This window comes from Helicobacter pylori (genome assembly GCF_014497725.1).
GTDB classification, from domain to species: Bacteria; Campylobacterota; Campylobacteria; order Campylobacterales; family Helicobacteraceae; genus Helicobacter; species Helicobacter pylori_DE.
The window spans coordinates 1-24,940 of sequence record NZ_JACTGF010000010.1 but is presented as its reverse complement, the minus strand read 5'-3'; the positions used below and the strand labels follow the sequence as shown (position 1 = coordinate 24,940).

18 protein-coding genes are annotated in these 24,940 nt (G+C 39.3%); 13 read left to right on the top strand and 5 right to left on the bottom strand.

Features of this window, described 5'->3' with window-relative positions:
• Nucleotides 1-161: 161 nt before the first annotated feature.
• The 4 genes from H7N69_RS06820 to H7N69_RS06805 all read right to left on the bottom strand — a co-directional run bounded on the left by H7N69_RS06820 (nt 162) and on the right by H7N69_RS06805 (nt 7,265).
• Nucleotides 162-2,597 (bottom strand): TonB-dependent receptor domain-containing protein, encoded by a 2,436-nt coding sequence (locus H7N69_RS06820; RefSeq protein WP_187885201.1) that lies wholly within the window; start codon nt 2,595-2,597, stop codon nt 162-164.
• Nucleotides 2,598-2,779: 182 nt separating this feature from the next.
• Nucleotides 2,780-3,211 (bottom strand): Sua5 YciO YrdC YwlC family protein, encoded by a 432-nt coding sequence (locus tag H7N69_RS06815; RefSeq protein WP_127989808.1) that lies wholly within the window; start codon nt 3,209-3,211, stop codon nt 2,780-2,782.
• Nucleotides 3,212-3,215: 4 nt separating this feature from the next.
• On the bottom strand, nt 3,216-6,473 hold the full coding sequence (gene carB / locus H7N69_RS06810) for a carbamoyl-phosphate synthase large subunit (protein WP_187885200.1): 3,258 nt from the start codon (nt 6,471-6,473) through the stop codon (nt 3,216-3,218).
• A 99-nt stretch (nt 6,474-6,572) separates the two neighbouring features.
• On the bottom strand, nt 6,573-7,265 hold the full coding sequence (locus tag H7N69_RS06805) for a Bax inhibitor-1/YccA family protein (protein ID WP_187885199.1): 693 nt from the start codon (nt 7,263-7,265) through the stop codon (nt 6,573-6,575).
• 144 nt (nt 7,266-7,409) lie between these two features.
• Between H7N69_RS06805 and gap the strand changes: the two genes are divergently transcribed.
• The 3 genes from gap (at nt 7,410) to hopJ (ending at nt 16,842) form a co-directional block, all read left to right on the top strand.
• The gene (gene gap, locus H7N69_RS06800; protein WP_187885198.1) at nt 7,410-8,408 is read left to right on the top strand and encodes a type I glyceraldehyde-3-phosphate dehydrogenase; all 999 of its coding nucleotides are present in this window, start codon (nt 7,410-7,412) and stop codon (nt 8,406-8,408) included.
• A 166-nt stretch (nt 8,409-8,574) separates the two neighbouring features.
• Nucleotides 8,575-15,687, top strand: coding sequence for a vacuolating cytotoxin domain-containing protein (locus H7N69_RS06795; protein WP_332246452.1), 7,113 nt, complete (start codon nt 8,575-8,577; stop codon nt 15,685-15,687).
• A gap of 51 nt (nt 15,688-15,738) precedes the next feature.
• The gene (gene hopJ / locus H7N69_RS06790) at nt 15,739-16,842 is read left to right on the top strand and encodes a Hop family outer membrane protein HopJ/HopK (protein ID WP_187885196.1); all 1,104 of its coding nucleotides are present in this window, start codon (nt 15,739-15,741) and stop codon (nt 16,840-16,842) included.
• A 67-nt stretch (nt 16,843-16,909) separates the two neighbouring features.
• Here hopJ and H7N69_RS06785 read toward each other — a convergent pair whose 3' ends face one another.
• On the bottom strand, nt 16,910-17,116 hold the full coding sequence (locus H7N69_RS06785) for a 2-hydroxymuconate tautomerase family protein (RefSeq protein ID WP_001115881.1): 207 nt from the start codon (nt 17,114-17,116) through the stop codon (nt 16,910-16,912).
• A gap of 154 nt (nt 17,117-17,270) precedes the next feature.
• Between H7N69_RS06785 and recR the strand changes: the two genes are divergently transcribed.
• From recR to H7N69_RS06735, 10 genes are all read left to right on the top strand, one after another.
• Nucleotides 17,271-17,852 (top strand): recombination mediator RecR, encoded by a 582-nt coding sequence (gene recR / locus H7N69_RS06780; RefSeq protein WP_001099598.1) that lies wholly within the window; start codon nt 17,271-17,273, stop codon nt 17,850-17,852.
• The gene (truD, locus tag H7N69_RS06775) at nt 17,849-18,994 is read left to right on the top strand and encodes a tRNA pseudouridine(13) synthase TruD (RefSeq protein ID WP_187885195.1); all 1,146 of its coding nucleotides are present in this window, start codon (nt 17,849-17,851) and stop codon (nt 18,992-18,994) included. The genes recR and truD overlap by 4 nt, the downstream gene beginning before the upstream one ends.
• Nucleotides 18,981-19,913 (top strand): zinc metalloprotease HtpX, encoded by a 933-nt coding sequence (gene htpX, locus H7N69_RS06770; RefSeq protein ID WP_232260221.1) that lies wholly within the window; start codon nt 18,981-18,983, stop codon nt 19,911-19,913. The genes truD and htpX overlap by 14 nt, the downstream gene beginning before the upstream one ends.
• Nucleotides 19,914-20,456, top strand: a complete 543-nt coding sequence (gene folE / locus H7N69_RS06765; protein WP_187885193.1) for a GTP cyclohydrolase I FolE — start codon at nt 19,914-19,916, stop codon at nt 20,454-20,456.
• A 15-nt stretch (nt 20,457-20,471) separates the two neighbouring features.
• On the top strand, nt 20,472-21,386 hold the full coding sequence (locus H7N69_RS06760) for a polyprenyl synthetase family protein (protein ID WP_187885192.1): 915 nt from the start codon (nt 20,472-20,474) through the stop codon (nt 21,384-21,386).
• Nucleotides 21,383-22,186, top strand: a complete 804-nt coding sequence (gene surE, locus H7N69_RS06755) for a 5'/3'-nucleotidase SurE (RefSeq protein WP_187885191.1) — start codon at nt 21,383-21,385, stop codon at nt 22,184-22,186. The genes H7N69_RS06760 and surE overlap by 4 nt, the downstream gene beginning before the upstream one ends.
• Nucleotides 22,183-22,842 (top strand): hypothetical protein, encoded by a 660-nt coding sequence (locus H7N69_RS06750; RefSeq protein ID WP_127954866.1) that lies wholly within the window; start codon nt 22,183-22,185, stop codon nt 22,840-22,842. Before surE ends, H7N69_RS06750 begins: the two co-directional genes overlap by 4 nt.
• 1 nt (nt 22,843) lies before the next feature.
• Nucleotides 22,844-23,446 carry a 6-pyruvoyl trahydropterin synthase family protein gene (locus tag H7N69_RS06745; protein ID WP_165533577.1) on the top strand — a complete coding sequence of 201 codons (603 nt, stop codon included), beginning with the start codon at nt 22,844-22,846 and terminating at the stop codon, nt 23,444-23,446.
• Between the two features lie 3 nt (nt 23,447-23,449).
• Nucleotides 23,450-24,205: a 7-carboxy-7-deazaguanine synthase QueE gene (locus H7N69_RS06740; RefSeq protein WP_187885190.1), complete on the top strand. Its 756-nt coding sequence runs from the start codon at nt 23,450-23,452 to the stop codon at nt 24,203-24,205.
• Between the two features lie 87 nt (nt 24,206-24,292).
• Entirely contained in the window at nt 24,293-24,778 is a 486-nt protein-coding gene (locus H7N69_RS06735) for a GNAT family N-acetyltransferase (RefSeq protein ID WP_165524350.1), read from the top strand.
• The last annotated feature ends 162 nt before the right edge of the window (nt 24,779-24,940 follow it).

The following is a 24,940-nucleotide window of genomic DNA, read 5'->3' as shown; positions in this document are numbered from 1 at the left end:
CATACATTTGTTACTTCTAAAGAGCGTTTTATTTTTGATAGACTCGCTGCTCATGAAATCCCCGCTTCTTTTAACCCTCCTTTTTTGTTTTTGCGCGGGCGTTTTTATTTCTTCACTTCTTTAACCGCTTCAAAGAAAATAGCCCCCCAAACGCTCAAATTTTAAAACTTATAAGAAATTTCAAATCTAGCGTTAAAGCCAGGCTCTGCCATGCCCCTTGCGTATTTGTCTTGATTAGGCTCATCAGGGCTCATCACCGGGCTCGCTTGATCGATATATTGTTGGTTAAAAACATTGTTAAACACCGCGTTCAGGCTCAACCCTTTAAGTTTTTTATAAGTGGGCTTATAAGTGATAAAGAAACTGCTCACCCCATAACCCGGCTTATGCACATGAAAAATCCCGGGCGTTTTAGGGCAATTGCTAGGCCGTCTGTCAATATCCGTAGGGCCGTTACGATAAGGGCTATAAGAGCAATAACTCAAATTAGTAACAAAGCGTGAAAGCCAAGTGATGCTAAGGCCGGTGCGTGGGATTGTATAGCTTGCCGTTAAAATAAACACATTGCCGGTCGTAGCCGCCAATTCATACACATCAGCGATCAAACGCCCCTTTAAAGAAGGCCATGATCGTGCCACGCTCAAGCCTAAAGAAAAGCCCTTGTATTTAGCCGTCCCTGAAACTTCATAACCCGGCACATAAATAATATCTTGCGCGGGCAAGTTGGTTACAAAAAGCGTTGAAGAAAATTGGTTGATGTAATTAGAAATCAATTGGACAAAACCGGCGGCTCTAAAATCAAAATACTTACTGCTGTATTCGGTGTTAAATTCCACATTTTGCCCGATCTCTGGCTTTAAATTGCGGTTATAGCGCAAATTATCTTGACGCATCCACACCAAACCTCCAGGCATAGGGCCTCTAGTTACATACGCGTAAGAAAGCCTGAAATTCAAATTTTCTAAAGGCGAGACGTTTAAAGCCGCGCTAGGGCTAAACCCTTGGGTTATGTGCAACTGCCAGTCTTTATCCACTAAAGTATAGACATCATAACGAGTCCCTGCCCCTAAAGTTACCATAGGGTGCAAGGTGTAATTCGCTTGCGCATACACCCCAACCACATTCGCCGTAGCACCATTCCTTTGACAACGCCCATTCATATTAGGATCATTAGGGCCCATAACCCTTAAGCATGCATCAGGGGCATCGCCGGGTTTGACTAATTCGCTATTAGGGATCGCTTTATCAAAAGTGGTTAAATTCTGGTAATTCAACCCGTATTCAAAAAGATTGTCATTCTTATGGTCTATGGTGTGGATCACATTCGCATTAAACCCAGAATTGATGATGAATAAATTTTTATTAGCCACCACAGAACCCCCTCCAAGGCTTTTAAAAGTGATGGAGCAAGTTTGTTTAGTAGCGTCATAAATACCCCCTTGCGCCACGCATTCATTCTCTTCGCCAAGTTTTGGGTTTGGGGTGAAAGGAATGATGGCCGCTATATCGCTAGGCCTAAAAAGCGGATCAATTTGGACATTCCTGATACTCGTATAGCCATTGATTTTTAATTTAGGATCGCCAAAGCGACTCCCCCCTTCCCTTTCATAATTCAAGCTCACGTTATGCACCAAATTGACGCTATAAGTTTTAAACAAACTGGCGTCATTTTCAAACAAACAATCATCAGGGTTTTGTTCGTTAGGGAAAGCGTTGAAATCGCCGCAAGAATAGGGTAAAAAAGTGCCGGTAAAATTCGCTCTTAAAGGGCGGTTAGCGTTGTCTCTGGTCATGTTATAGCTGAGCGTTAAGGTATCTCTATCGCTCAAATAACCATTGATCTTAGCCATCACATTGTTTTGTTCGCTAGGACTTCCTGTAACTTTATTCTCCGCTTTAGGATCAAAAAGATTTTTCATCGCATTATCCCCATCACGATAGTAAAAAATATTTTGATGCGTGTAATACAAAAGCGCATCAAAATGATGGTTACGATAAGCGCCCATAATGGTTTCCCTATCCCCAAAGTTGGTTAAAAAAGTGGCAGCCCCACTCATGGCGTAGTCTTTGCCTTTAGGGATAAAATCGCTTGCACTTTTAGTTTCCATTTTGATCGCACCAATCAAAGCCATAGGCCCCGCGCTCGCTTGAGCCGCCCCCTTAGTAACCACCACGCTTTTGAGCATTCCAGGATCAATAATCGTATTGCCTTGATGCCCATAGCTTGCGCCCATTTGCGCCGCCCCATCCACCGTAACCCGAGCCAATCTGTCTTCAATACCGCGCACATAAATTTTTTGCGCTATCACCGCGCCACCGCCCACATTGATATTGGGGTTTCTTCTAAACATGTCGCTGATTTGGTTGGCTTGCCTTCTTTCTAATTCTTTACTTGAAATGGTTGTCTGGTTGTTGTAATTAAAGATTTTAGCCGCTTGAGTGGTAACCTTGCCTAGAGTGTGTTGGGCGTTCTTTTCTCTTTTCCTTTCTGTCTTTTTTTCTTCTTTTTCTTCTTCTTTAGCCTCTAATTCAAACATGCCTAATAAGGACAAAAAAATAGAAAAACTACAATATTTCCTAAAACGCTTGTCATTCATTCTTAAAATCCTAAATATAATAATAATTTCTCTTAAAAAATAAAGGTGTTATTGTAATCAAAAAAATATTACAATCACCTTAAAAGAGCTAGCCATTTTTGATAAACAAATGATAAACTTTTAGAAAAATCCCACAAAAACCCCTTTCAAAACGCGCAGAATGCGAATTATAAAGGATAATTTTATCTCACTCTCACTTTTTTATTTTTATAAAGCCTAAATATTTTAGAACTAGCGCTTTCAAACAAACCCCTTTCATCGCTCACAATGACATCAGCGAGGCTGGAAGCGATTTCTTTATCATAAGCGCATCGGGTGAGGTTGGCTGAGGTGCTATAGAGCGTTTTAAAACGCTTTAAAAAATCCCCATGCCTGCCTTTAATCACACGAACGGCTTTAGAGTTAGGGTAAATAAAAGTGGTTTTAGCGCTTCTTCTAATGAGGCTTTTAAACGCATTGGGCGCGCGCACCAGGCTTTTTAGGATGCTAAAATCAGCGCTTTCTATTAAAACGCTTTGGTTTTTAGGGCGGCCTTTTAAGGCGTTGAGCTTTTCGCTGTCTTTAGAAAGTAGCCCAATAGTGGTATCGCTTTGAGCCAAATACACTAACGCCATCAAATTACTTCAAATAATCTTGTAAAGCTAACAACTCGTCTTTTTGAGAACTTTCTTCTAACGCTAAAAGTAAGACTTCTATCGCGCTTAAAGTCGTGAAATAACTCACATGGTTTTTAAGCACAGAAGCGCGTATGAGTTTGGCGTCATCTTGAGATTTATGATCGCTAGTGTTGATAGCCATGCTGATTTCCCCATTCATCATTAAATCCATGATATTGGGGCGGCCCTCAGAGATTTTAAGCACTTTTAAAGACTCCACACCGGCTTTTTCCAAAGCTTTATGCGTGCCTTCTGTAGCGCACAATTCAAAACCCAATTCAACCAATCGTTTCATTAAAACGCACGCTTCTTCTTTATCCTTATCTTTGATAGAGGCAAAAATAAGCCCCTTGTTTTTAATGGGGTTAAAGCAAGCCGTTTGAGCCTTGAAAAATGCAAGCCCTAAAGATCTAGCAATCCCCATCACTTCGCCGGTGCTTTTCATCTCAGGCCCTAAAATCAAATCCGATCCATAAAGCTTATTAAAAGGGAAAACCGCTTCTTTTAAAGCCACAAAATGGGGCATTTTAGGCTTATAAACGCCTTTAGAATATTCTACGATATTTTTTTTATCATAAAACTTCAAGGCTTCTTTCAAATCTTCTAACACCATAACCCTAGTCGCCACTTTGGCTAAAGGAACGCCTAAAGCCTTGCTTAAAAAAGGCACGGTTCGGCTGGCTCTAGGATTGACTTCAATCAAATAGAGCGTGTTGTCATGCACAGCAAATTGGATATTCAATAGCCCTACTACGCCTAAATGCAGAGCGATTTTTGCACTCACTCGCTCAATTTCATCTAAAATTTCAGGGTTTAAAGTGGAAGGGATAAAGCACGCCGAATCGCCTGAATGGATTCCGGCTTCTTCAATATGCTGTAAAATGCCGGCAATATAAACCTCTTTTTTATCGCAAATAACATCCACATCTAATTCCACCGCTTTTTCTAAAAACTTATCAATGAGAAGCGGATTTTTAGGGCTAATCTCCAAAGAATGCGTAACGCTTTCTAAATAATGGTGCAATTCTTCAATATTTTCTAAAATTTGCATGTGTTGGCCGCCTAGCACATAACTAGGGCGCACAATGATAGGGAAACCAATCACATTAGCGATGCTATAAGCTTCATCAACGCTCTTAGCCATGCCGTTTTCAGGCTGCTTGATGTCAAGCTCTTTTAAAAAGAGGGAAAATTTTTCTCTGTCTTCTGCAATATCAATCACCTTAAAAGGCGTGCCAATAATGGGGGCTTGCATTTTAGCTAGATCTTTAGCGAGTTTTAAAGGGGTTTGTCCCCCAAAATGCACGATAATACCATCCACGCGCTCCCTTTGAATGATAGTCTTCACGCACTCAAAATGAATGGGTTCAAAATAGAGCGTATCGCTGGTATCATAATCCGTGCTAACCGTTTCTGGATTGCAATTGAGCATGACGCTTTTAATGTTTAAATCTTTTAAAGCAAAGCTCGCATGCACGCAACAATAATCAAATTCAATGCCTTGACCGATGCGATTAGGCCCAGAGCCTATGATTAGGATTTTCTTTTCTTGTTTTTCTTGTTTGTTTTCAATAGGGGGCAAAGGGTTAGGGGCATAGGTGGAATACAAATAAGGCGTGAGCGATAAAAACTCCGCTGCGCAAGTGTCCACTTCTTCAAAATTGGGCGCGATTTGTAAATTAGATCTAGCTAATTCCACTTCAAAAGGGCTGACCTCTAAATTTTCATTTTCTTTGATTTTAGCGGCAATCCTGGCATCGCTAAAGCCTAAATTTTTAAGCCCTCTTAATTTTTTGGCGTCCGTTAAAACGCTAGAATTGATGCCCTCTTCTGCTTTGACTAGCTTTTGAATTTGAGATAAAAACCACCTGTCAATCTGGCATAATTCAAAAACTTCATCTACAGAAACGCCGAGCCTGAACGCGTCAGCGATATAGAGCAAGCGCTTGGGATTGGGCCGGCGGATTTCCTTTTTGATCGCTTCTAAATCTTTGCTTAACGATTCAAACCCTAGCCAATTGTTTTCCAAAGAGCATAACGCTTTTTGTAAGGCTTCTAAGAAATTCCCCCCTATCGCCATCACTTCGCCAATGCTTTTCATAGAAGTCCCTAAAGTGCTAGAAACACCGGCAAATTTTTCAAACGCAAAGCGAGGGATTTTCACCACGATATAATCCAAACTAGGCTCAAAACTCGCCGGGGTGTTGGTAATATCGTTTTTAATTTCATCTAAGCTAAAACCCACCGCAAGCATGGTAGCCACTTTTGCAATAGGAAACCCGGTCGCTTTTGAAGCTAATGCGGAACTGCGGCTCACTCGTGGATTCATTTCAATCACGACCATTCTTAAAGTCTCTGGGTGGATCGCAAATTGCACATTACTCCCGCCCGTATCCACGCCAATTTCTCTCAAAATCGCAAAGCTCGCATCGCGCATGCGTTGGTATTCTTTGTCGGTTAGGGTGAGGCTTGGAGCGATCGTGATGCTATCGCCGGTATGAACGCCCATGGGGTCAATGTTTTCAATACAACACACAATGATGCAATTATCCTTGCTGTCTCGTATGACTTCCATTTCGTATTCTTTCCACCCCAATAAGGACTCTTCAATCAAAATCTCATTAATGGGCGAAGCGTCTAGGGCGTTTTTAGCCAATTCTTGAAACTCTTCAATATTATAAGCGACCCCACTCCCCCCCCCAGCCAGCGTGAAACTCGCTCTAATAATGGCTGGAAAGCCAATTTCACTAATGGCCTCTAGGGCTTCTAGCTCGCTATAAGCGTAACGCCCTTTAGGCAAATCCATCCCGATTTTTAACATCGCTTCTTTGAAAGCCTGCCTGTCTTCGCCTTTTTTAATCGCTTCAATCTTAGCCCCCAAAAGCTCCACGCCTTCTAACATGCCCCTTTGGTGCATTTGCATGACCGCATTCAAAGCGGTTTGCCCGCCCATTGTGGGTAAAATGGCGTCAATCTTTTCTTTTTTGATGATAGCGGCGATATTTTCTGGGGTGATGGGCTGGATATAAGTTTGATGAGAAAATTCAGGGTCAGTCATCACGGTGGCCGGGTTAGAATTGATTAAGATCACTCTATAACCTAAAGATTTTAAGGTTTTACAACTTTGAGTCCCTGAGTAGTCAAACTCACAAGCTTGCCCGATCACAATAGGGCCTGAGCCTATCAGTAGAATGTTGGAAATATCGGTGCGTTTAGGCATAACCAATCCTTAAAGAAAGAATATAAAATGAAGCGTTATCAATATTTTAAAATATTTTTTATTAGGTTTTTGCGTGGCTTCCCCCCCTATTTTTTCAAACTATTTGTCTCTGTCTGAAAAAATACCAATGATTTGCAAGATAGAAATGAAGACATTCAAAAAGTCTAAATATAAGCTCACCGCCGCATCAATGGGGCTATCATACATGCCTTTAACGATGTTTTGGGTGTCATAAGCGATATAAAGACTGAATAAAATCGCACTCGCTCCCGCAATGACAACCTGGAACATGGGGCTACCCAAAAACAAGTTAATGAGCGAACACACCAACACCACAATCAAAGCGATAAAGAGCATTTTACCCATATTCGCTAGATCGTTTTTAGTCTTAAGAGCATACACGCTCATCAAACCAAAAACAATGGTTGTCATGCCCAAAGCCTGCCAAATCGCTCCTAAACCAGCTTTTGCAATCACCATACCCAACAAAGGCACCAGAGTAACCCCTGATAATGAAGTGAAAGCAAACAGCATGAATAGATTCAATCCAGGTTTGGATTTAGAAAACATCAAACCAAAAAGTGCCGCAATTTCAGCGATAAAAAACACCCACTTATACTGCACTACGGCTTGAAAATTCATTAAACCCAATAACGCCCCGATAGTCGCCAATAACAAACTGCCCGCAAAGAACTTGTAAGTCGTTTTAACAAAACTTACCAGCTCGCTTTCATGTAACACAGAATCTTCTGCATACGCGTTACGAGAATTCGCTCTGTCATACAATGCCATGTTTTACTCCTTGAATTTCAACTCAATAAATAATTTTAATTAACCTACAACTAGGTCCAACATAATAGCGCAAAATGTAGTAAAATACCAAACAAAACCCCCTAAAATTGAAATTGAAGTCTGAAAATAGGATATATAGTTACGATGAAAATTTTTATCAATGGATTTGGCCGCATTGGGAGATGCGTTTTAAGAGCGATTCTAGAGCGCAATGATACAAACCCTCAACTAGAAGTGGTAGGCATCAATGACCCTGCTAATTGGGAAATCTTGGCTTATCTTTTAGAGCATGACAGCGCGCATGGATTGCTCAATAAGGAGGTGCATTACTCTAATTACAAGCTTATTATCGGCTCGTTAGAAATCCCTGTTTTTAATAGCATCAAAGACTTAGAAGGCGTGGGTGTTATCATAGAGTGTTCAGGGAAGTTTTTAGAGCCTAAAACGCTAGAAAATTACCTTTTGCTTGGGGCTAAAAAGGTGTTGTTGTCCGCTCCTTTTATGGGCGAATACGATGAAAAACAATACCCCACTTTAGTGTATGGGGTCAATCATTTTTGCTATCAAAACCAAGCCATTGTTTCTAACGCCTCTTGCACGACTAACGCTATCGCGCCCATTTGCGCGATTTTAGATAAAGCTTTTAAGATTAAAGAAGGCATGCTAACGACTATTCATAGCTACACGAGCGATCAAAAACTCATTGATTTGGCCCACCCTTTGGATAAACGGCGCTCCAGAGCGGCTGCAAGCAACATTATCCCTACCACCACTAAAGCCGCTCTAGCTTTGCATAAAGTTTTACCCAATCTCAAAAACAAAATGCATGGGCATAGCGTGAGAGTGCCTAGCCTTGATGTGTCCATGATAGATTTGAGTTTGTTTTTAGAAAAAAAGGTCTTTAAAGATCCGATCAATTATTTATTGATTGAAGCTTCCAAAGGGGCTTTAAAAGGCGTGCTAGAAATAGATTTAAAAGAAAGGGTGAGTTCTGATTTCATTTCTAATCCGCATAGCGTTATCATCGCGCCTGATTTGACTTTCACGCTAGAGAATATGGTCAAAATCATGGGGTGGTATGATAATGAATGGGGGTATTCTCATCGTTTGGTGGATATGGCGCAATTTATGTATCATTATTAAGTCATTTTGCGAATCTTTTTGAGCTTGTTTAACATCAAGCTGTATAATGTGGGGTTCATAAAAACGATTGGAGTTTTAAATGGCGTTTAAAAAGGCTAGATTGATTTCTAATCTTATTTCAAAGGGATCTTTCAAATTAAACAAGATCTCAAAGAAAATTTTCACATTGAATCAAATCTTAAAGCGTGAAAAGCCTTTAAAACGCCATAAAAAAACAAAATCCATTAAAAAGCTCTCTAATCGCAACAAATCTTTTTTAAAAGCTTCGGTTTTATTGATAGGAGCGTTAGGGGGATTATCCCACCTAAAGGCTAACGAATGCCGTTATTGGTCATGGTCGTCTTGGAGTTATCAAGACAATATTGAAAGCGGTCCTAATTCACCCACGCACAACTCTTATTGTCTTTTTAGCAGCGCTCAAGGCTCTGGGACTTATTATTTAAACACTCTTACCACTTATAGCGCTGGTGGGGCTAGTTTCACGCAAAAATTCAATGGTGGCACGCTTAATGTGGGAGGGAATATCCGCTTTGGAGGCACAGGTATTAATGGAGGTGATGTAGGCTATATCACAGGCACTTATGATGCGGCTAACATTTACTTGACAAGCCATTTAACAACCGGAAACTCATACGCTGATGGTGGTGGGGCCACGCTCAATTTTAATGCGGCTAACAATATCACTATCAATCAAGCGAGTTTGGATAACAGCGATGCAGGGACACAAAAATCTTACATGAATTTTAAAGGCTCTAATATCAAGGTCAGTGGCTCTAGCTTTACAGATGACACGAATGGGGGCTTTAATTTCAGCGGTAATAACAATAATAGCGCCATCTCCTTTAATCAAACCAACTTCAATCAAGGCACTTATAATTTTAGTAACAGTGCAAGTTCAAGCTTTGGTAATAGTAACTTCAATCAAGGGACTTATCACTTTAATAGCACCCAATCCACTTTTGAAAACAGCAATTTCAATCAAGGCACTTATAATTTTAATGACAACGCCAGCTTTAATAACGACACCTTCAATCAAGGCACTTATAGCTTTAATACAAATAAGGTGAGTTTCTCAGGCATTAACACTTTAAATTCAAGTTCGCCTTTTGCTAGCCTTAAAGGTAGCGTGTCCTTTGGTTCTGATGCAATTTTTAACCTCAATCAAACCCTTAATAATAATCAAACCTATGACATTCTCACTACAAATGGGACCATTCAGTATGGGGTTTATCAAAGCTATTTGTGGGATCTAATCAACTATAAGGGCGATAAAGCCATCAGCCATGTTGAAGTGGGTAATAACACTTATGATGTAACCTTTGACATTAACGGGCAAGATGAAACCTTACAAGAAACCTTTAACAACCAATCTATCATTACCCAATTTTTAGGAGACGATTTACAACAACAAGCCCAAAAAACCTATCAAGAGGATGTAACCAGCTCCCAAACTGCTTTAAATAACGCTACTAGTGATAGTAAGATCGCAAATAGCGATACAGACTACACTAAAAGCAGTAATCCTACCATCAAAAAAGACGCTCAGAATTTAGAACACACCAACCAACAAATCGCTCAAGATGAACAAGCGTTACAAGGAGATTTAGACAAGCTCAAACAATTAGCCAACTCCACCACAGGCTTTAACGAACAAGCTTTCAATCAAGCTCAAAAACAAGAACAACAAGATGAACAAACCTTACAAAACGATGAAAACGCTTTTAATACGGAACAAGAGGGATTAGAACAAGCGATGGCTAACGCTAAACATGTAAGCCCCACACCAAATCCGACACCAAGCCCCACACCCACTCCTACAAAACACACAGCGCCAAACACTCCCCCTAGTCAAGTTCCGCCCACACCCCCTACTCAAAATTTACCCACAACGAATGTGTGGAATGGAGTCTATAACCTCCAAAATCAAACTTACTCAAACAAAGGGGTTTATTATATTGATCCCAATCTTTCAGGACAGAGCGGTCAAAGCGCTAACACGCTCAGCACCTATACAGCCAATTTGTTTGGAAGAAGTTTTGGCGTCAATATCCAAAATGGCACTTTGATCATAGGGAATGACACAGAGAGCGTGAATGATAATGGGTTGATTTGGATAGGGCATGGAGGCTTTGGCTATATCACGGGAACTTTTGATGCGGCTAACATTTACTTGACCAATAATTTTAAAACCGGTGAAGGCGTTTCAAATTCAGATGGTGGGGGAGCGAACATTACCTTTAAAGCAAGCGATAATATCACTATGGATGGCTTGAATTATAATGACGCTGAAACCGTTACCAAAATGATTCAAACGGGGGCCAGTCAGCATTCCTATGCCGCTTTTGACGCTCTAAATAATATCAGCGTAATCAATTCCAGTTTTAGCGATATGACTTGGGGGAAATTCAGTTTTAGCGCTAAGAATATTTCGTTTTCTAACGCTTCGTTTAGTGGCTTTACAAACCCTGGAGGATCAAGCGTGATCAGTGCTAATGCCGCTAATTCTTTAAGCTTTATCAATTCTCGTTTGAATGGGGGAGCGGTTTATAATTTGCAGGCTAATAGCCTTATTTTCAATAACACGCAAGCGGTTTTCAATGTCTTGTATTCTAGGGGGACAAGCAATTTTAACGCTACGACACAGCTTTTGGGTAACACCAGTTTTACACTTAGCTCTCAAAGTTTGCTGAATTTTAATGGCGATACAACCTTGCAAAACAACGCTAATATCACGCTTGGCAATAAAAGTCAAGCCGCTTTTAAAAATTCTTTAACGCTTGATAATAATTCTAATTTGAGTTTAGACAATCAAAGCGTTTTGAATGCGAGTGGCGCGAGCGCTTTTAACAATCAAGCGAGTCTCAATATTTATAACGGGAGTCAAGCGGCCTTTAATAGCCTCTTTTTTAATGGCGGGACACTCAGTCTTAACGCTAGTAGCAAGCTCAACGCTTCTAGCGCTAGTTTTTCAAACAACACCACTATTAATTTAGACGATAGCGTTTTATCGGCTAGTAACACAAGCTCTTTAAACGCTAATATCAATTTTCAAGGCACAAGCCAGGCTGATTTTGGAGGCAACACGACTATTGATACAGCAAGCTTTAATTTTGACAGCGCAAGCTCATTGAATTTTAATAACCTTACGGCTAATGGGGCGTTGAATTTTAATGGTTATGCGCCCTCTTTAACTAAAGCTTTAATGAATGTTAGCGGGCAGTTTGTTTTAGGGAATAATGGGGATATTAATTTATCTGACATCAATATTTTTGACAACATCACAAAATCTGTAACTTACAATATCCTAAACGCTCAAAAAGGGATTACTGGCATTAGTGGGGCTAATGGCTATGAAAAAATCCTTTTTTATGGCATGAAAATCCAAAACGCTACCTATAGCGATAATAACAACATTCAAACTTGGTCGTTTATAAACCCTCTCAATTCCTCTCAAATCATTCAAGAGAGCATTAAAAATGGGGATTTAACCATAGAAGTTTTAAATAACCCCAACTCGGCTTCTAACACTATTTTTAATATCGCTCCTGAGCTTTATAATTACCAAGCTTCTAAGCAAAATCCTACCGGTTATAGCTATGATTATAGCGACAATCAAGTAGGCACTTATTACTTGACAAGCAACATTAAAGGTCTTTTCACGCCTAAAGGCTCTCAAACTCCTCAAACCCCAGGCACTTATAGCCCGTTTAACCAGCCTTTGAATAGTTTAAATATCTACAATAAGGGTTTTTCTAGCGAGAATTTAAAAACGCTTTTAGGGATCCTTTCTCAAAATTCCGCTACCTTAAAAGAAATGATTGAATCCAACCAATTAGACAATATCACTAACATTAATGAAGTGTTGCAACTCTTAGATAAGATTAAAATCACCCAAGCGCAAAAGCAAGCGCTCCTAGAAACGATCAACCATTTGACTGACAACATCAATCAAACCTTTAATAATGGGAATCTAATTATAGGCGCTACTCAAGATAATGTTACAAACTCTACCAGCTCTATATGGTTTGGGGGCAATGGCTATAGCAGCCCTTGCGCGCTAGATAGCGCCACTTGTTCTTCTTTTAGGAACACTTACTTGGGGCAATTATTAGGCTCAACTTCCCCTTATTTAGGCTACATTAACGCTGATTTTAAAGCTAAAAGCATTTATATTACCGGGACAATTGGAAGTGGTAACGCCTTTGAAAGCGGAGGGAGCGCGGATGTAACCTTTCAAAGCGCTAATAACTTAGTGTTGAATAAAGCTAATATAGAAGCTCAAGCCACAGACAATATCTTTAATCTTTTGGGCCAAGAAGGGATTGATAAAATCTTTAATCAAGGGAATTTAGCGAATGTTCTCAGTCAGGTGGCTATGGAAAAAATCAAGCAAGCCGGCGGTTTAGGGAACTTTATAGAAAACGCTCTAAGCCCTTTGAGTAAGGAATTACCCGCTAGCTTGCAAGATGAAACCTTGGGCCAACTTATAGGTCAAAATAACTTAGATGATTTATTGAATAATAGCGGAGTCATGAATGAAATCCAAAACATTATCAGTAAAAAACTAAGCATTTTTGGCAATTTTGTTACCCCATCCATCATAGAAAACTACCTTGCTAAGCAGTCTTTAAAAAGCATGCTAGACGATAAAGGGCTTTTGAATTTCATCGGTGGGTATATAGACGCTTCTGAATTAAGCTCTATTTTAAGCGTGGTTTTAAAAGATATTACTAACCCCCCTGCAAGCCTGCAAAAAGACATCGGCGTGGTGGCGAACGACTTGTTGAATGAATTTTTAGGACAAGATGTCGTTAAAAAGCTAGAAAGTCAAGGTTTAGTGAGCAATATCATCAATAATATCATTTCTCAAGGCGGGTTGAGCGACGTTTATAATCAAGGTTTAGGGAGCGTGTTGCCACCCTCTTTACAAAATGCACTCAAAGAAAACGATTTAGGCGCTCTTTTATCGCCTAGAGGCTTGCATGATTTTTGGCAAAAAGGGTATTTTAACTTTTTAAGCAATGGCTATGTTTTTGTCAATAACAGCTCTTTTAGCAACGCTACAGGGGGCAGTTTGAATTTTGTCGCCAACAAGTCTATTATTTTTAATGGCGACAATACGATTGACTTTAGCAAGTATCAAGGCGCATTGATTTTTGCTTCTAATGGTGTTTCTAATATCAATATCACAACCCTAAACGCTACTAACGGCTTAAGCCTCAATGCGGGTTTGAATAATGTGAGCGTTCAAAAAGGGGAAATTTGTGTTAATTTAGCCAATTGCCCCACAACAAAAAACAGCTCTTCTACAAACTCTAGCGTAACCCCCACTAATGAATCTTTAAGCGTGCGTGCTAATAACTTCACTTTCTTAGGCGTAATCGCTTCTAATGGGGCTATTAATTTGTCTCAAGTAACAAATAATAGCGTTATAGGCACGCTCAATCTCAATGAAAACGCGACCTTGCAAGCCAATAATTTAACGATCACTAACGCTTTTAACAACGCCTCTAACTCCACAGCTAACATTAATGGTAATTTCACCTTAAACCAACAAGCGACTTTAAGCACTAACGCTAGTGGCTTGAATGTCATGGGGAATTTTAACAGCTATGGCGATTTGGTGTTTAACCTCAGCCATTCGGTTAGCCATGCCATTATCAACGCTCAAGGCACAGCCACGCTTATGGCTAATAGCAATAACCCTTTAATCCAGTTCAACACTTCTTCAAAAGAAGTAGGCACTTATACGCTTATTGATAGCGCTAAAGCCATTTATTATGGGTATAACGACCAAATCACAGGAGGCAGTAGCCTGGATAATTACCTTAAGCTTTATGCGCTCATTGATATTAATGGCAAGCACATGGTGATGACTGACAACGGATTAACTTATAACGGGCAAGCCGTGAGCGTTAAAGATGGCGGTTTAGTTGTGGGCTTTAAAGACTCTCAAAATCAATACATCTACACTTCCATTCTTTATAATAAAGTGAAAATCGCTGTTTCTAATGATCCTATCAATAACCTACAAGCCCCCACTTTAAAACAATATATCGCTCAAATTCAGGGCGTTCAAAGCGTGGATAGTATTGATCAAGCTGGAGGCAATCAAGCGATTAATTGGCTCAATAAAATCTTTGAAACTAAGGGAAGTCCTTTATTCGCTCCCTATTATTTAGAGAGCCATTCCACAAAAGATTTAACCACGATCGCTGGAGATATTGCTAACACTTTAGAAGTCATCGCTAACCCTAATTTTAAAAATGACGCCACTAATATTTTACAGATCAACACCTACACGCAGCAAATGAGTCGTTTAGCCAAGCTCTCTGACACTTCAACCTTTGCCAGTGCTGATTTTCACGAGCGATTAGAAGCCCTTAAAAACAAGCGATTCGCTGATGCGATCCCTAACGCTATGGATGTGATTTTAAAATACTCTCAAAGAAACAGAGTCAAAAATAATGTGTGGGCGACAGGAGTTGGAGGGGCTAGTTTTATTAATGGAGGCACTGGAACTTTATATGGTATCAATATAGGGTATGACCGATTCATTAAGGGTGTGATTGTGGGGGGTTATGCCGCTTATGGGTATAGCGGGTTTCATGGAAATATCACTCAATCAGGCTCTAGCAATGTCAATATGGGCGTTTATAGCCGAGCGTTTATCAAAAGAAGCGAATTAACGATGAGCTTGAATGAGACTTGGGGATACAATAAGACTTTCATCAACTCCTATGACCCCCTACTCTCAATCATCAATCAGTCTTACAGATACGACACCTGGACGACTGACGCTAAAATCAATTACGGCTATGATTTCATGTTTAAAGATAAAAGCGTTATTTTTAAACCCCAAGTAGGCTTAGCCTATTATTACATTGGTTTGTCTGGTTTAAGGGGCATTATGGATGATCCTATTTATAATCAATTCAGAGCCAATGCTGACCCTAATAAAAAATCCGTTCTAACGATCAATTTTGCCCTAGAAAGTCGGCATTATTTTAATAAAAACTCTTATTATTTTGTGATTGCGGATGTGGGCAGAGACTTATTCATTAATTCTATGGGGGATAAAATGGTGCGTTTTATTGGTAATAACACCCTAAGCTATAGAGATGGCGGCAGATACAACACTTTTGCCAGCATTATCACAGGTGGGGAGATAAGGTTATTCAAAACCTTTTATGTGAATGCGGGCATTGGGGCTAGGTTTGGACTTGATTATAAAGATATTAATATTACCGGAAATATTGGTATGCGCTATGCTTTTTAATGGTATCATTAAACCTATTTTTAACAAGCCCAATTCATAGCAGGATCAACCATGCAAAAAGCCTTATTATATTCATCATTCTTTTTACCTTTGTTTTTATCTTTTTGTAGTGCTGAAGAAAATGGGGCGTATGCGAGCGTGGGGTTTGAATATTCCATTAGTCATGCCGTTGAGCATAATAACCCTTTTTTGAATCAAGAACGCATCCAAATCATTTCTAACGCTCAAAATAAAATCTACAAACTCAATCAAGTCAAAAATGAAATCAAAGGCATGCCCAACACCTTTAATTACATCAACAACGCTTTGAAAAACCATGCTAAATTAACCCCCACTGAAATGCAAGCCGAACAATACTACCTCCAATCCACCCTTCAAAACATTGAAAAAATAGTCACGCTCAGCGGTGGAATTGCATCTAACCCACAATTAGTTCAAGCGTTAGAAAAAATACAAGAACCCACTAATAGCCCTTTAGAATTTGAAGAAAACTTAAGAAATTTAGAATTACAATTCAATCAATCTCAAAACCGCATGCTTTCTTCTTTATCTTCTCAAATCGCTCAAATTTCAAATTCCTTAAACGCGCTTGATCCAACCTCTTATTCTAAAAACATTTCAAGCATGTATGGGGTGAGTTTGAGCGTAGGGTATAAGCATTTCTTTACCAAGAAAAAAAATCAAGGGTTTCGCTATTACTTGTTCTATGACTATGGTTACACCAATTTTGGTTTTGTGGGTAACGGCTTTGATGGTTTAGGCAAAATGAATAACCATCTCTATGGGCTTGGGATAGACTACCTTTTTAATTTCATTGATAACGCACAAAAACATTCGAGCGTGGGGTTTTATCTGGGCTTTGCTTTAGCGGGGAGTTCGTGGGTAGGGAGTGGTTTAGGCATGTGGGTGAGTCAAATGGGTTTTATTAACAATTACTTGACCAATTATCAGGCTAAAATGCACACGAGTTTTTTCCAGATCCCTTTGAATTTTGGGGTTCGTGTGAATGTCAATAGGCACAATGGCTTTGAAATGGGCTTGAAAATCCCTTTAGCGGTCAATTCCTTTTATGAAACGCATGGCAAAGGGCTAAACACCTCGCTCTTTTTCAAACGCCTTGTGGCGTTTAATGTGAGTTATGTTTATAGTTTTTAGGGGGGTAGAAAATAAGCACCCCCTTACATGTTTTAGCGTATCGCAATCTTTGAATTTCAAAAACTCTTCAGTTTTTTTGCCTCAAATGATGGACACTCTCGCCCCCAAGACCATAATTATTAGAATCGACCTCATCTATAATAACCACAATAGAAGCCTTATTTTTGTTTAACACCTTCACCATCAAATCTGAAACCCCTTCAATCAATTGCTGTTTTTGCTCGTTTGTTGGCCCTCCATTTTCTGGCACAAGTTTGATATTGATAAACGGCATGTTATTCCTTAAAATTGAGATAGCACATTATAACGCTTTTATTTAAACGCTTCATTAAGCGCTTTTTCATATTGTATTAATTAAACCCCCTTTTAAAAACAATAAAAGCTTTTTAATCTCTTTCAAGTCAAGTTAAGTTTGATATACTAACAGAATGAATACTTATAAAAACAGCTTGAACCACTTTTTAAATTTAGTGGATTGTTTAGAAAAAATCCCCAATGTGGGTAAAAAGTCCGCCTTTAAAATGGCGTATCATTTGGGTTTGGAAAACCCTTATCTGGCACTAAAAATCACGCACGCTTTAGAAAACGCGCTAGAAAACCTTAAAACATGCGCATCTTGTAACGCGCTCAGTGAGAGTGAAGTTTGTGAGATTTGCTCTGATGAAAGCCGACAAAATTCTCAGCTTTGCATGGTTTTACACCCAAGAGATGTGTTTATTTTAGAAGACTTAAAGGACTTTTTAGGGCGCTATTATGTGTTAAACTCTATAGAAGAAGTGGATTTTAACGCCCTAGAAAAACGCCTGATTGAAGAAAACATTAAAGAAATCATTTTTGCTTTCCCTCCCACTTTGGCTAATGATTCTCTAATGCTTTATATTGAAGATAAATTGCAGCATTTCCACCTCACTTTCACTAAAATCGCTCAAGGTGTGCCTACTGGAGTGAATTTTGAAAACATTGACTCAGTCTCGCTCTCAAGGGCGTTTAATTCAAGGATCAAAGCATGAATTTGAATTTTATGCCCCTATTGCATGCTTATAACCATGCGAGCATTGATTTTCATTTCAATTCTAGCGCTAGGGATTTTTGCGTGCATGAAGTGCCTTTGTATGAGTTTAGTAACACAGGCGAACATGCCGTTATTCAAGTGAGGAAAAGCGGTTTAAGCACTTTGGAAATGCTTCAGATTTTTTCTCAAATTTTAGGGGTAAAAATCGCCGAATTGGGTTATGCGGGCTTGAAAGATAAAAATGCGCTGACGACTCAATTCATCTCACTCCCTAAAAAATACGCCCCTTTATTAGAAAAAAATACGCATAATTTGCAAGAAAGAAACCTTAAAATCCTATCCTTGAATTACCATCATAATAAAATCAAATTAGGGCATTTAAAGGGGAATCGCTTTTTTATGCGTTTTAAAAAAATGACCCCCTTAAACGCTCAAAAAACAAAGCAAGTTTTAGAACAAATCGCGCAGTTTGGCATGCCTAATTATTTTGGCTCGCAACGCTTTGGGAAGTTCAATGACAACCATAAAGAGGGTTTAAAAATCTTGCAAAATGAAACGAAATTCGCTCATCAAAAATTAAACGCTTTTTTAATTTCAAGCTATCAAAGTTATTTGTTTAACTCGCTTTTAAGCAAACGATTAGAAATCAGTAAAATCATTAGTGCTTTTAGCGTCAAAGAAAATTTAGAATTTTTTAAACAAAAAAATTTAAGCGTCCATTCAAACGCCCTAAAAGCCCTTAAAAACCAAGCCCACCCCTTTAAAATCCTAGAAGGCGATGTGATGTGCCATTACCCTTATGGGAAGTTTTTTGACGCTTTAGAATTAGAAAAAGAAAGCGAAAGGTTTTTAAACAAAGAAGCTGTGCCTACGGGGTTACTAGATGGCAAAAAAGCTCTTTATGCAAAAAATTTGAGTTTAGAAATTGAAAAAGGATTCCAGCATAACCTTTTAAGTGGCCATGCTAAAACGCTAGGATTCAGGCGGTTTTTTTGGGTGTTTGCAGAAAATATAACTTCTCAATACATCAAAGAAAAAGCGCAATTTGAATTGGAATTTTACTTGCCTAAAGGGAGTTATGCGAGCGCGTTGCTCAAAGAAATCAAGCATGAGAAAGGAGAAAATGATGACGAATTTTGAAAAGATTATCGCGCAAAACAGGCTCAAAACGAACGCGGTTTTAACCACTTACTGCGCGATTTTTGCTTTTATCGGGTTGTTGGTGGATGCTATTAGAATCAACGCTAATGATTTAGGCATAGCCCTTTTTAAACTCATGACTTTTCAAATTTTTCCTACGATTACTATTGTCATGTTTGTGGTGGCTTTTGTCATTATTCTTGTTTGTATCCAAAATTTTAGCTCCATCATGTTAAGCGGCGATGAATACAAGCTCATTGACCCAAGCAAGGTTTTAAGCTCTAAAGAAAGTCAAATCCATCGCCTTTTATTAGAGCTTTTAGAAGAAGCTAAGCTTCATTTTGAGCCTAAGCTTTACATCATTAACGCCCCTTACATGAACGCTTTTGCGAGCGGGTGGGATGAATCTAATTCCCTTATCGCTCTTACAAGCGCTTTAATAGAGAGGTTGGATAAAGATGAATTAAAAGCCGTGATCGCTCATGAGCTCAGCCACATCAGGCACAACGACATCCGCTTGACCATGTGCGTGGGGATTTTAAGCAATATCATGCTGTTGGTGGCTAATTTTAGCGTGTATTTTTTCATGGGGAATCGCAAGAATAGTGGGGCGAATTTAGCCCGAATGATTTTATTACTCTTACAGATCGTTTTGCCTTTTTTAACGCTTATTTTACAAATGTATTTGAGCCGCACACGAGAATACATGGCCGATAGCGGGGCGGCGTTTTTAATGCATGACAATAAGCCCATGATTAGGGCCTTGCAAAAAATTTCCAACGATTACACCAACAACGATTATAAAGAAATAGATAAAAATAGCACCCGATCAGCGGCCTATCTTTTTAACGCTGAAATGTTTAGCACCCACCCTAGCGTTAAAAATCGTATCCAATCCTTAAGAAAGCGTGTGATTTAAATGGAAAATTTTTTCAACCAATTTTTTGAAAACATCGGCGAAGATAAGAATCGAGAAGGCTTGAAAGAGACGCCTAAAAGGGTTCAAGAATTATGGAATTTCTTGTATAAAGGCTATAAAGAAGATCCTAGAGTGGCTTTAAAAAGCGCGTATTTTCAAGGCGTTTGCGATGAAATGATAGTGGCTCAAAACATTGAATTTTACTCCACTTGCGAGCACCATTTGCTCCCTTTTTTTGGGAATATTAGCGTGGGATATATCCCTAAGGAAAAGATTGTAGGCATTAGCGCGATCGCCAAACTCATTGAAATTTATAGCAAACGCTTGCAAATCCAAGAAAGGCTGACCACTCAAATTGCAGAAACCTTTGATGAAATCATAGAGCCAAGGGGCGTGATCGTGGTTTGTGAAGCCAAGCATTTGTGCATGAGCATGCAGGGGGTGCAAAAGCAAAACGCGATCATTAAAACAAGCGTGTTAAGAGGCCTCTTTAAAAAAGACCCTAAAACCAGAGCTGAATTTATGCAACTCTTAAAATCTTAGGTTATAATTCTATGCATGAGTAGCCCTAATTTATCCTTTTATTGTAATGAGTGCGAGCGTTTTGAAAGCTTTTTAAACCACCATCATTTACACCTTGAAAGCTTCCACCCTTATTTGGAAAAAGCCTTTTTTGAAATGGTGCTTAATGGAGGCAAAAGGTTCCGCCCTAAGCTTTTTTTAGCCGTGCTTTGTGCGTTAGTGGGTCAAAAAGATTATTCTAACCAACAAACAGAATATTTTAAAATCGCTTTAAGCATTGAATGCTTGCACACTTATTCGCTCATCCATGACGATTTACCATGCATGGATAATGCCGCTTTAAGGAGAAACCACCCCACTTTACACGCTAAATACGATGAAACCACAGCCGTTTTAATCGGCGATGCGCTCAACACTTACTCTTTTGAATTGCTTTCAAACGCTTTATTAGAAAGCCATATCATTGTGGAATTGATCAAAATCTTAAGCGCTAATGGGGGGATTAAAGGCATGATCTTAGGGCAGGCTTTGGATTGCTATTTTGAGAACACGCCCTTAAGTTTAGAACAACTCACTTTCTTACACGAGCATAAAACCGCTAAATTGATTAGCGCAAGCCTGATGATGGGGCTTGTTGCAAGCGGTATTAAAGATGAAGAGCTTTTTAAATGGCTTCAGGCTTTTGGGTTAAAAACGGGTCTTTGTTTTCAAGTGCTAGATGATATTATAGACGTTACACAAGATGAAAAAGAAAGCGGTAAAACCACTCATTTAGACAGCGCTAAAAACAGCTTTGTGAATTTATTGGGGCTAAAAAAGGCAAGCGATTACGCTCAAACTTTAAAAACAGAGGTTTTAAACGATTTAAATCTACTAAAACCCGCTTATCCTTTATTGCAAGAAAATTTAAACGCATTATTGAACACTCTATTTATTAAAGGCAAGACATGAAAAAAATTCTACTCACTAACGATGATGGCTACCATGCAAAAGGCATTAAAGCTTTAGAACAAGCTTTAGAAGAAATGGCAGAAATTTATGTGGTCGCCCCCAAGCATGAAAAAAGCGCATGCTCGCAATGCATCACGATCACCGCGCCTTTGAGAGCGGAGAAAATTAAGGGCAAAGAAGGCCGGCATTACAGGATTGATGATGGCACGCCAAGCGATTGCGTGTATCTGGCGATCAATGAGCTGTTTAAACATGTTTGTTTTGATTTAGTGATTTCAGGGATCAATCTTGGATCTAACATGGGCGAAGACACGATTTATTCGGGAACGGTGGCCGGAGCGATTGAAGGCACGATTCAGGGCGTGCCTTCAATCGCGATTTCTCAAATCCTTTCTAACAAAAACAAAAACACTCCCTTAAGTTTTGATCTAGCTCAAAAGATCATCCAGGATTTAGTCCAAAACATTTTCACCAAAGGCTACCCTTTAAAAGGGCGCAAACTCCTGAATGTGAATGTCCCTAATTGCTCCTTACAAGAATATAAGGGCGAATGCATCACCCCTAAGGGCTATCGGTTGTATAAAAAAGAAGTGCACAGGCGCACAGACCCCAAAAACGAAAGCTATTTTTGGCTAGGGCTGCACCCCTTAGAATGGCAAAAGCGCGAAAATGAAGACAGGCTCTCTGATTTTGACGCTATCGCTTCAAACCATGCCTCTATCACGCCTTTAAATTTAGACTTAACCAGTTATGATGATTTAAAAAGCTTGGAATCTTGGCATGAGGGAATGTTAAAGTGATTAAAAATCGCCGCTTGGCTTTTTTAGGGCTAATTGTTGGGGTTCTATTCTTCTTTAGCGCATGCCAACACCGCCTGCACATGGGGTATTATTCAGAAGTTACAGGGGATTATTTGTTCAATTATAATTCCACTATCGTGGTGGCTTATGACAGAAGCGATGCGATGACTTCTTATTATATCAATGTGATCGTTTATGAATTGCAAAAATTAGGCTTTTATAATGTCTTCACGCAAGCGGAATTCCCATTAGATAAAGCAAAAAATGTGATCTATGCGCGCATTGTCCGTAATATCTCGGCTGTGCCGTTTTATCAATACAATTACCAACTGATCGATCAAGTCAATAAGCCTTGTTATTTTCTTGGGGGGCAGTTTTATTGCTCCCAAACCCCCACAGATTACTACGCTATCAATGGCTTTAGCGAGCAAATTTTGATGAGCGCTAATTCTCATTTTATTTTGGATTGGTATGATGTGGTGTTGCAAAAACGGGTTTTATATGTGGATGGGAGCGTGAGCGGGAGGACTTGCGGCTATCAAATGCTTTATAGGGATTTGATTAAAAGCACGATCAAACGCATTGATTTTAACCGCCCTGAACGCTACTACTACAATTTAAGACTGCCCCTTTATCAGCCATGTTATAGGCAATGAAATGGTTATCAGGCGATTGTATAAATTTTGCGCTAGCCATGTGGTGCGCAATTGCTCTTCTTTAAAATGCGCTCAAAATATCCATGGGCATAATTATGAAGTGGAAGTCTTTATTGAAACCAACCGCTTGGATAATGCGAACATGGCGTTAGATTTTGGGCTGATGCAACAAGAAATGCAAACCTTTATAGACTCCTTTGATCATGCCCATCATTTTTGGGACAAAGAAAGCGATGAGTTTCAGCGTTTTATAGAAAATCATTGCGTTCGTTACGTGAAATGCTCGTTTAATTTGAGTGCGGAGAGTTACGCCCTCATGTTTTTATACTACCTTTCAAGGATTTTACAAAAAAGCGTTTTTTCTAATGATGAAGGGGAGTTAAAAATCTCTAGCGTGCGCGTGCATGAGACTAAAAACGGCTACGCTGAAAGCTTTTTAAACGATTTAGAAAACCCTCATTTTAAATCTTTAGTGCATCCAAATTGCGTCTCTTTTTCGCAAGGCATTCAAAGTTTGTGGCATGATAAAGACTTTTTCAATAAAATCATTAGCGATGAAAAACAATGCTTTTTTCATGCTAAGCCCTTACACCAGATCCCTTAAAAAATGAAACTCCCGGTCGTTGAGAGCTTTTTTTCCTTACAAGGTGAAGGAAAAAGGATAGGCAAGCCCAGTCTTTTTTTACGCTTAGGGGGGTGTAACCTTTCATGCAAGGGCTTTAATTGTAAAACCTTATTGCATGATGAAATCCTAACAGGTTGCGATAGTTTGTATGCGGTGCATCCTAAATTCAAAACATCTTGGGATTATTACAACGATCCTAAACCCTTGATTGAACGATTAGAGGATTTAGCCCCTAATTATAAGGATTTTGATTTCATTCTTACAGGCGGGGAGCCAAGCTTGCATTTTAATAACCCTATTTTATTGAGCGTTTTAGAGCATTTCTACCATAAAAAAATCCCTTTATTTGTAGAGAGTAATGGCTCTATTTTTTTTGAATTTAGCCCTATTTTAAAAGAATTGCATTTCACTCTAAGCGTCAAACTCTCTTTTTCTTTGGAGGAAGAAAGCAAGCGGATCAACCTTAAAGCCTTACAAAACATCTTAAATAACGCTAAAAGCGCGCATTTTAAATTCGTATTGGAGAGTCAAAACGCCGCTCAATCTATCGCAGAAATTCAAAGCCTTTTGAAGCAACTCTCCTTAAAAAATAATGAAATCTTTTTAATGCCCTTAGGCACAACTAACAACGAGCTAGACAAAAACCTAAAAACCCTAGCCCCCCTAGCCATAGAGCATGGTTTTAGGCTGAGCGATAGGCTTCATATCCGCTTGTGGGACAATCAAAAAGGGTTTTAAACTCATAATAGCGTTATTATTTTAAGATAAAAATTGTTATCATTACGCTCATTAAGGAATCATTTTATCTTTGGAAGTTAGGCAATCATGACCATCAAAGTTTTTTCGCCCAAATACCCCACTGAATTAGAAGAGTTTTACGCTGAGCGCATCGCTGATAACCTTTTAGGGTTTATCCAACGCTTGGATCTTTTGCCCAGTATTAGCGGATTTGTTCAAAAATTGCGCGAGCATGGCGGGGAATTTTTTGAAATGAGAGACAATGAAAAGCTCATTGGGATCTGCGGGCTTAATCATATCAATCAAACAGAAGCCGAGCTGTGCAAATTCCACATAAATACCGCTTATCAATCCCAAGGGTTGGGTCAAAAACTCTATGAGAGCGTGGAGCGATACGCTTTTATTAAAGGCTATACTAAAATCTCTCTGCATGTGAGCAAGAGTCAGATTAAGGCATGCAACCTCTATCAAAAGCTGGGTTTTACGCGCATCAAAGAAGAGGATTGCGTGGTGGAGTTGGGCGAAGAGACTTTGATTTTCCCTACTCTTTTTATGGAAAAGATTCTGTCTTGATTGGTGCATCCATTTGACACACGCCCAAGCGATGATTTACCTATCAAACTTTGATTAACACAGCCTAATTAATGATAAATAAACTATAATACAAACGCTCGTTGTTAAAAATTTGTTTCAATATGAAACACTAGTTCCTTGTAAAAGCGTTAAATTTCAAAA

What these genes read in the sequence shown, in the direction of transcription:
- H7N69_RS06820 (WP_187885201.1), bottom strand. Translation starts at nt 2,597, where the DNA reads ATGAATGACAAGCGTTTTAGGAAATATTGTAGTTTTTCTATTTTTTTG.
- carB (WP_187885200.1), bottom strand. Translation starts at nt 6,473, where the DNA reads ATGCCTAAACGCACCGATATTTCCAACATTCTACTGATAGGCTCAGGC.
- recR (WP_001099598.1), top strand. Translation starts at nt 17,271, where the DNA reads ATGAATACTTATAAAAACAGCTTGAACCACTTTTTAAATTTAGTGGAT.
- H7N69_RS06760 (WP_187885192.1), top strand. Translation starts at nt 20,472, where the DNA reads ATGAGTAGCCCTAATTTATCCTTTTATTGTAATGAGTGCGAGCGTTTT.
- gap (WP_187885198.1), top strand. Translation starts at nt 7,410, where the DNA reads ATGAAAATTTTTATCAATGGATTTGGCCGCATTGGGAGATGCGTTTTA.
- H7N69_RS06745 (WP_165533577.1), top strand. Translation starts at nt 22,844, where the DNA reads ATGGTTATCAGGCGATTGTATAAATTTTGCGCTAGCCATGTGGTGCGC.
- folE (WP_187885193.1), top strand. Translation starts at nt 19,914, where the DNA reads ATGGAAAATTTTTTCAACCAATTTTTTGAAAACATCGGCGAAGATAAG.
- H7N69_RS06740 (WP_187885190.1), top strand. Translation starts at nt 23,450, where the DNA reads ATGAAACTCCCGGTCGTTGAGAGCTTTTTTTCCTTACAAGGTGAAGGA.
- htpX (WP_232260221.1), top strand. Translation starts at nt 18,981, where the DNA reads ATGACGAATTTTGAAAAGATTATCGCGCAAAACAGGCTCAAAACGAAC.
- H7N69_RS06735 (WP_165524350.1), top strand. Translation starts at nt 24,293, where the DNA reads ATGACCATCAAAGTTTTTTCGCCCAAATACCCCACTGAATTAGAAGAG.
- hopJ (WP_187885196.1), top strand. Translation starts at nt 15,739, where the DNA reads ATGCAAAAAGCCTTATTATATTCATCATTCTTTTTACCTTTGTTTTTA.
- H7N69_RS06805 (WP_187885199.1), bottom strand. Translation starts at nt 7,265, where the DNA reads ATGGCATTGTATGACAGAGCGAATTCTCGTAACGCGTATGCAGAAGAT.
- H7N69_RS06815 (WP_127989808.1), bottom strand. Translation starts at nt 3,211, where the DNA reads ATGGCGTTAGTGTATTTGGCTCAAAGCGATACCACTATTGGGCTACTT.
- H7N69_RS06785 (WP_001115881.1), bottom strand. Translation starts at nt 17,116, where the DNA reads ATGCCGTTTATCAATATCAAACTTGTGCCAGAAAATGGAGGGCCAACA.
- truD (WP_187885195.1), top strand. Translation starts at nt 17,849, where the DNA reads ATGAATTTGAATTTTATGCCCCTATTGCATGCTTATAACCATGCGAGC.
- surE (WP_187885191.1), top strand. Translation starts at nt 21,383, where the DNA reads ATGAAAAAAATTCTACTCACTAACGATGATGGCTACCATGCAAAAGGC.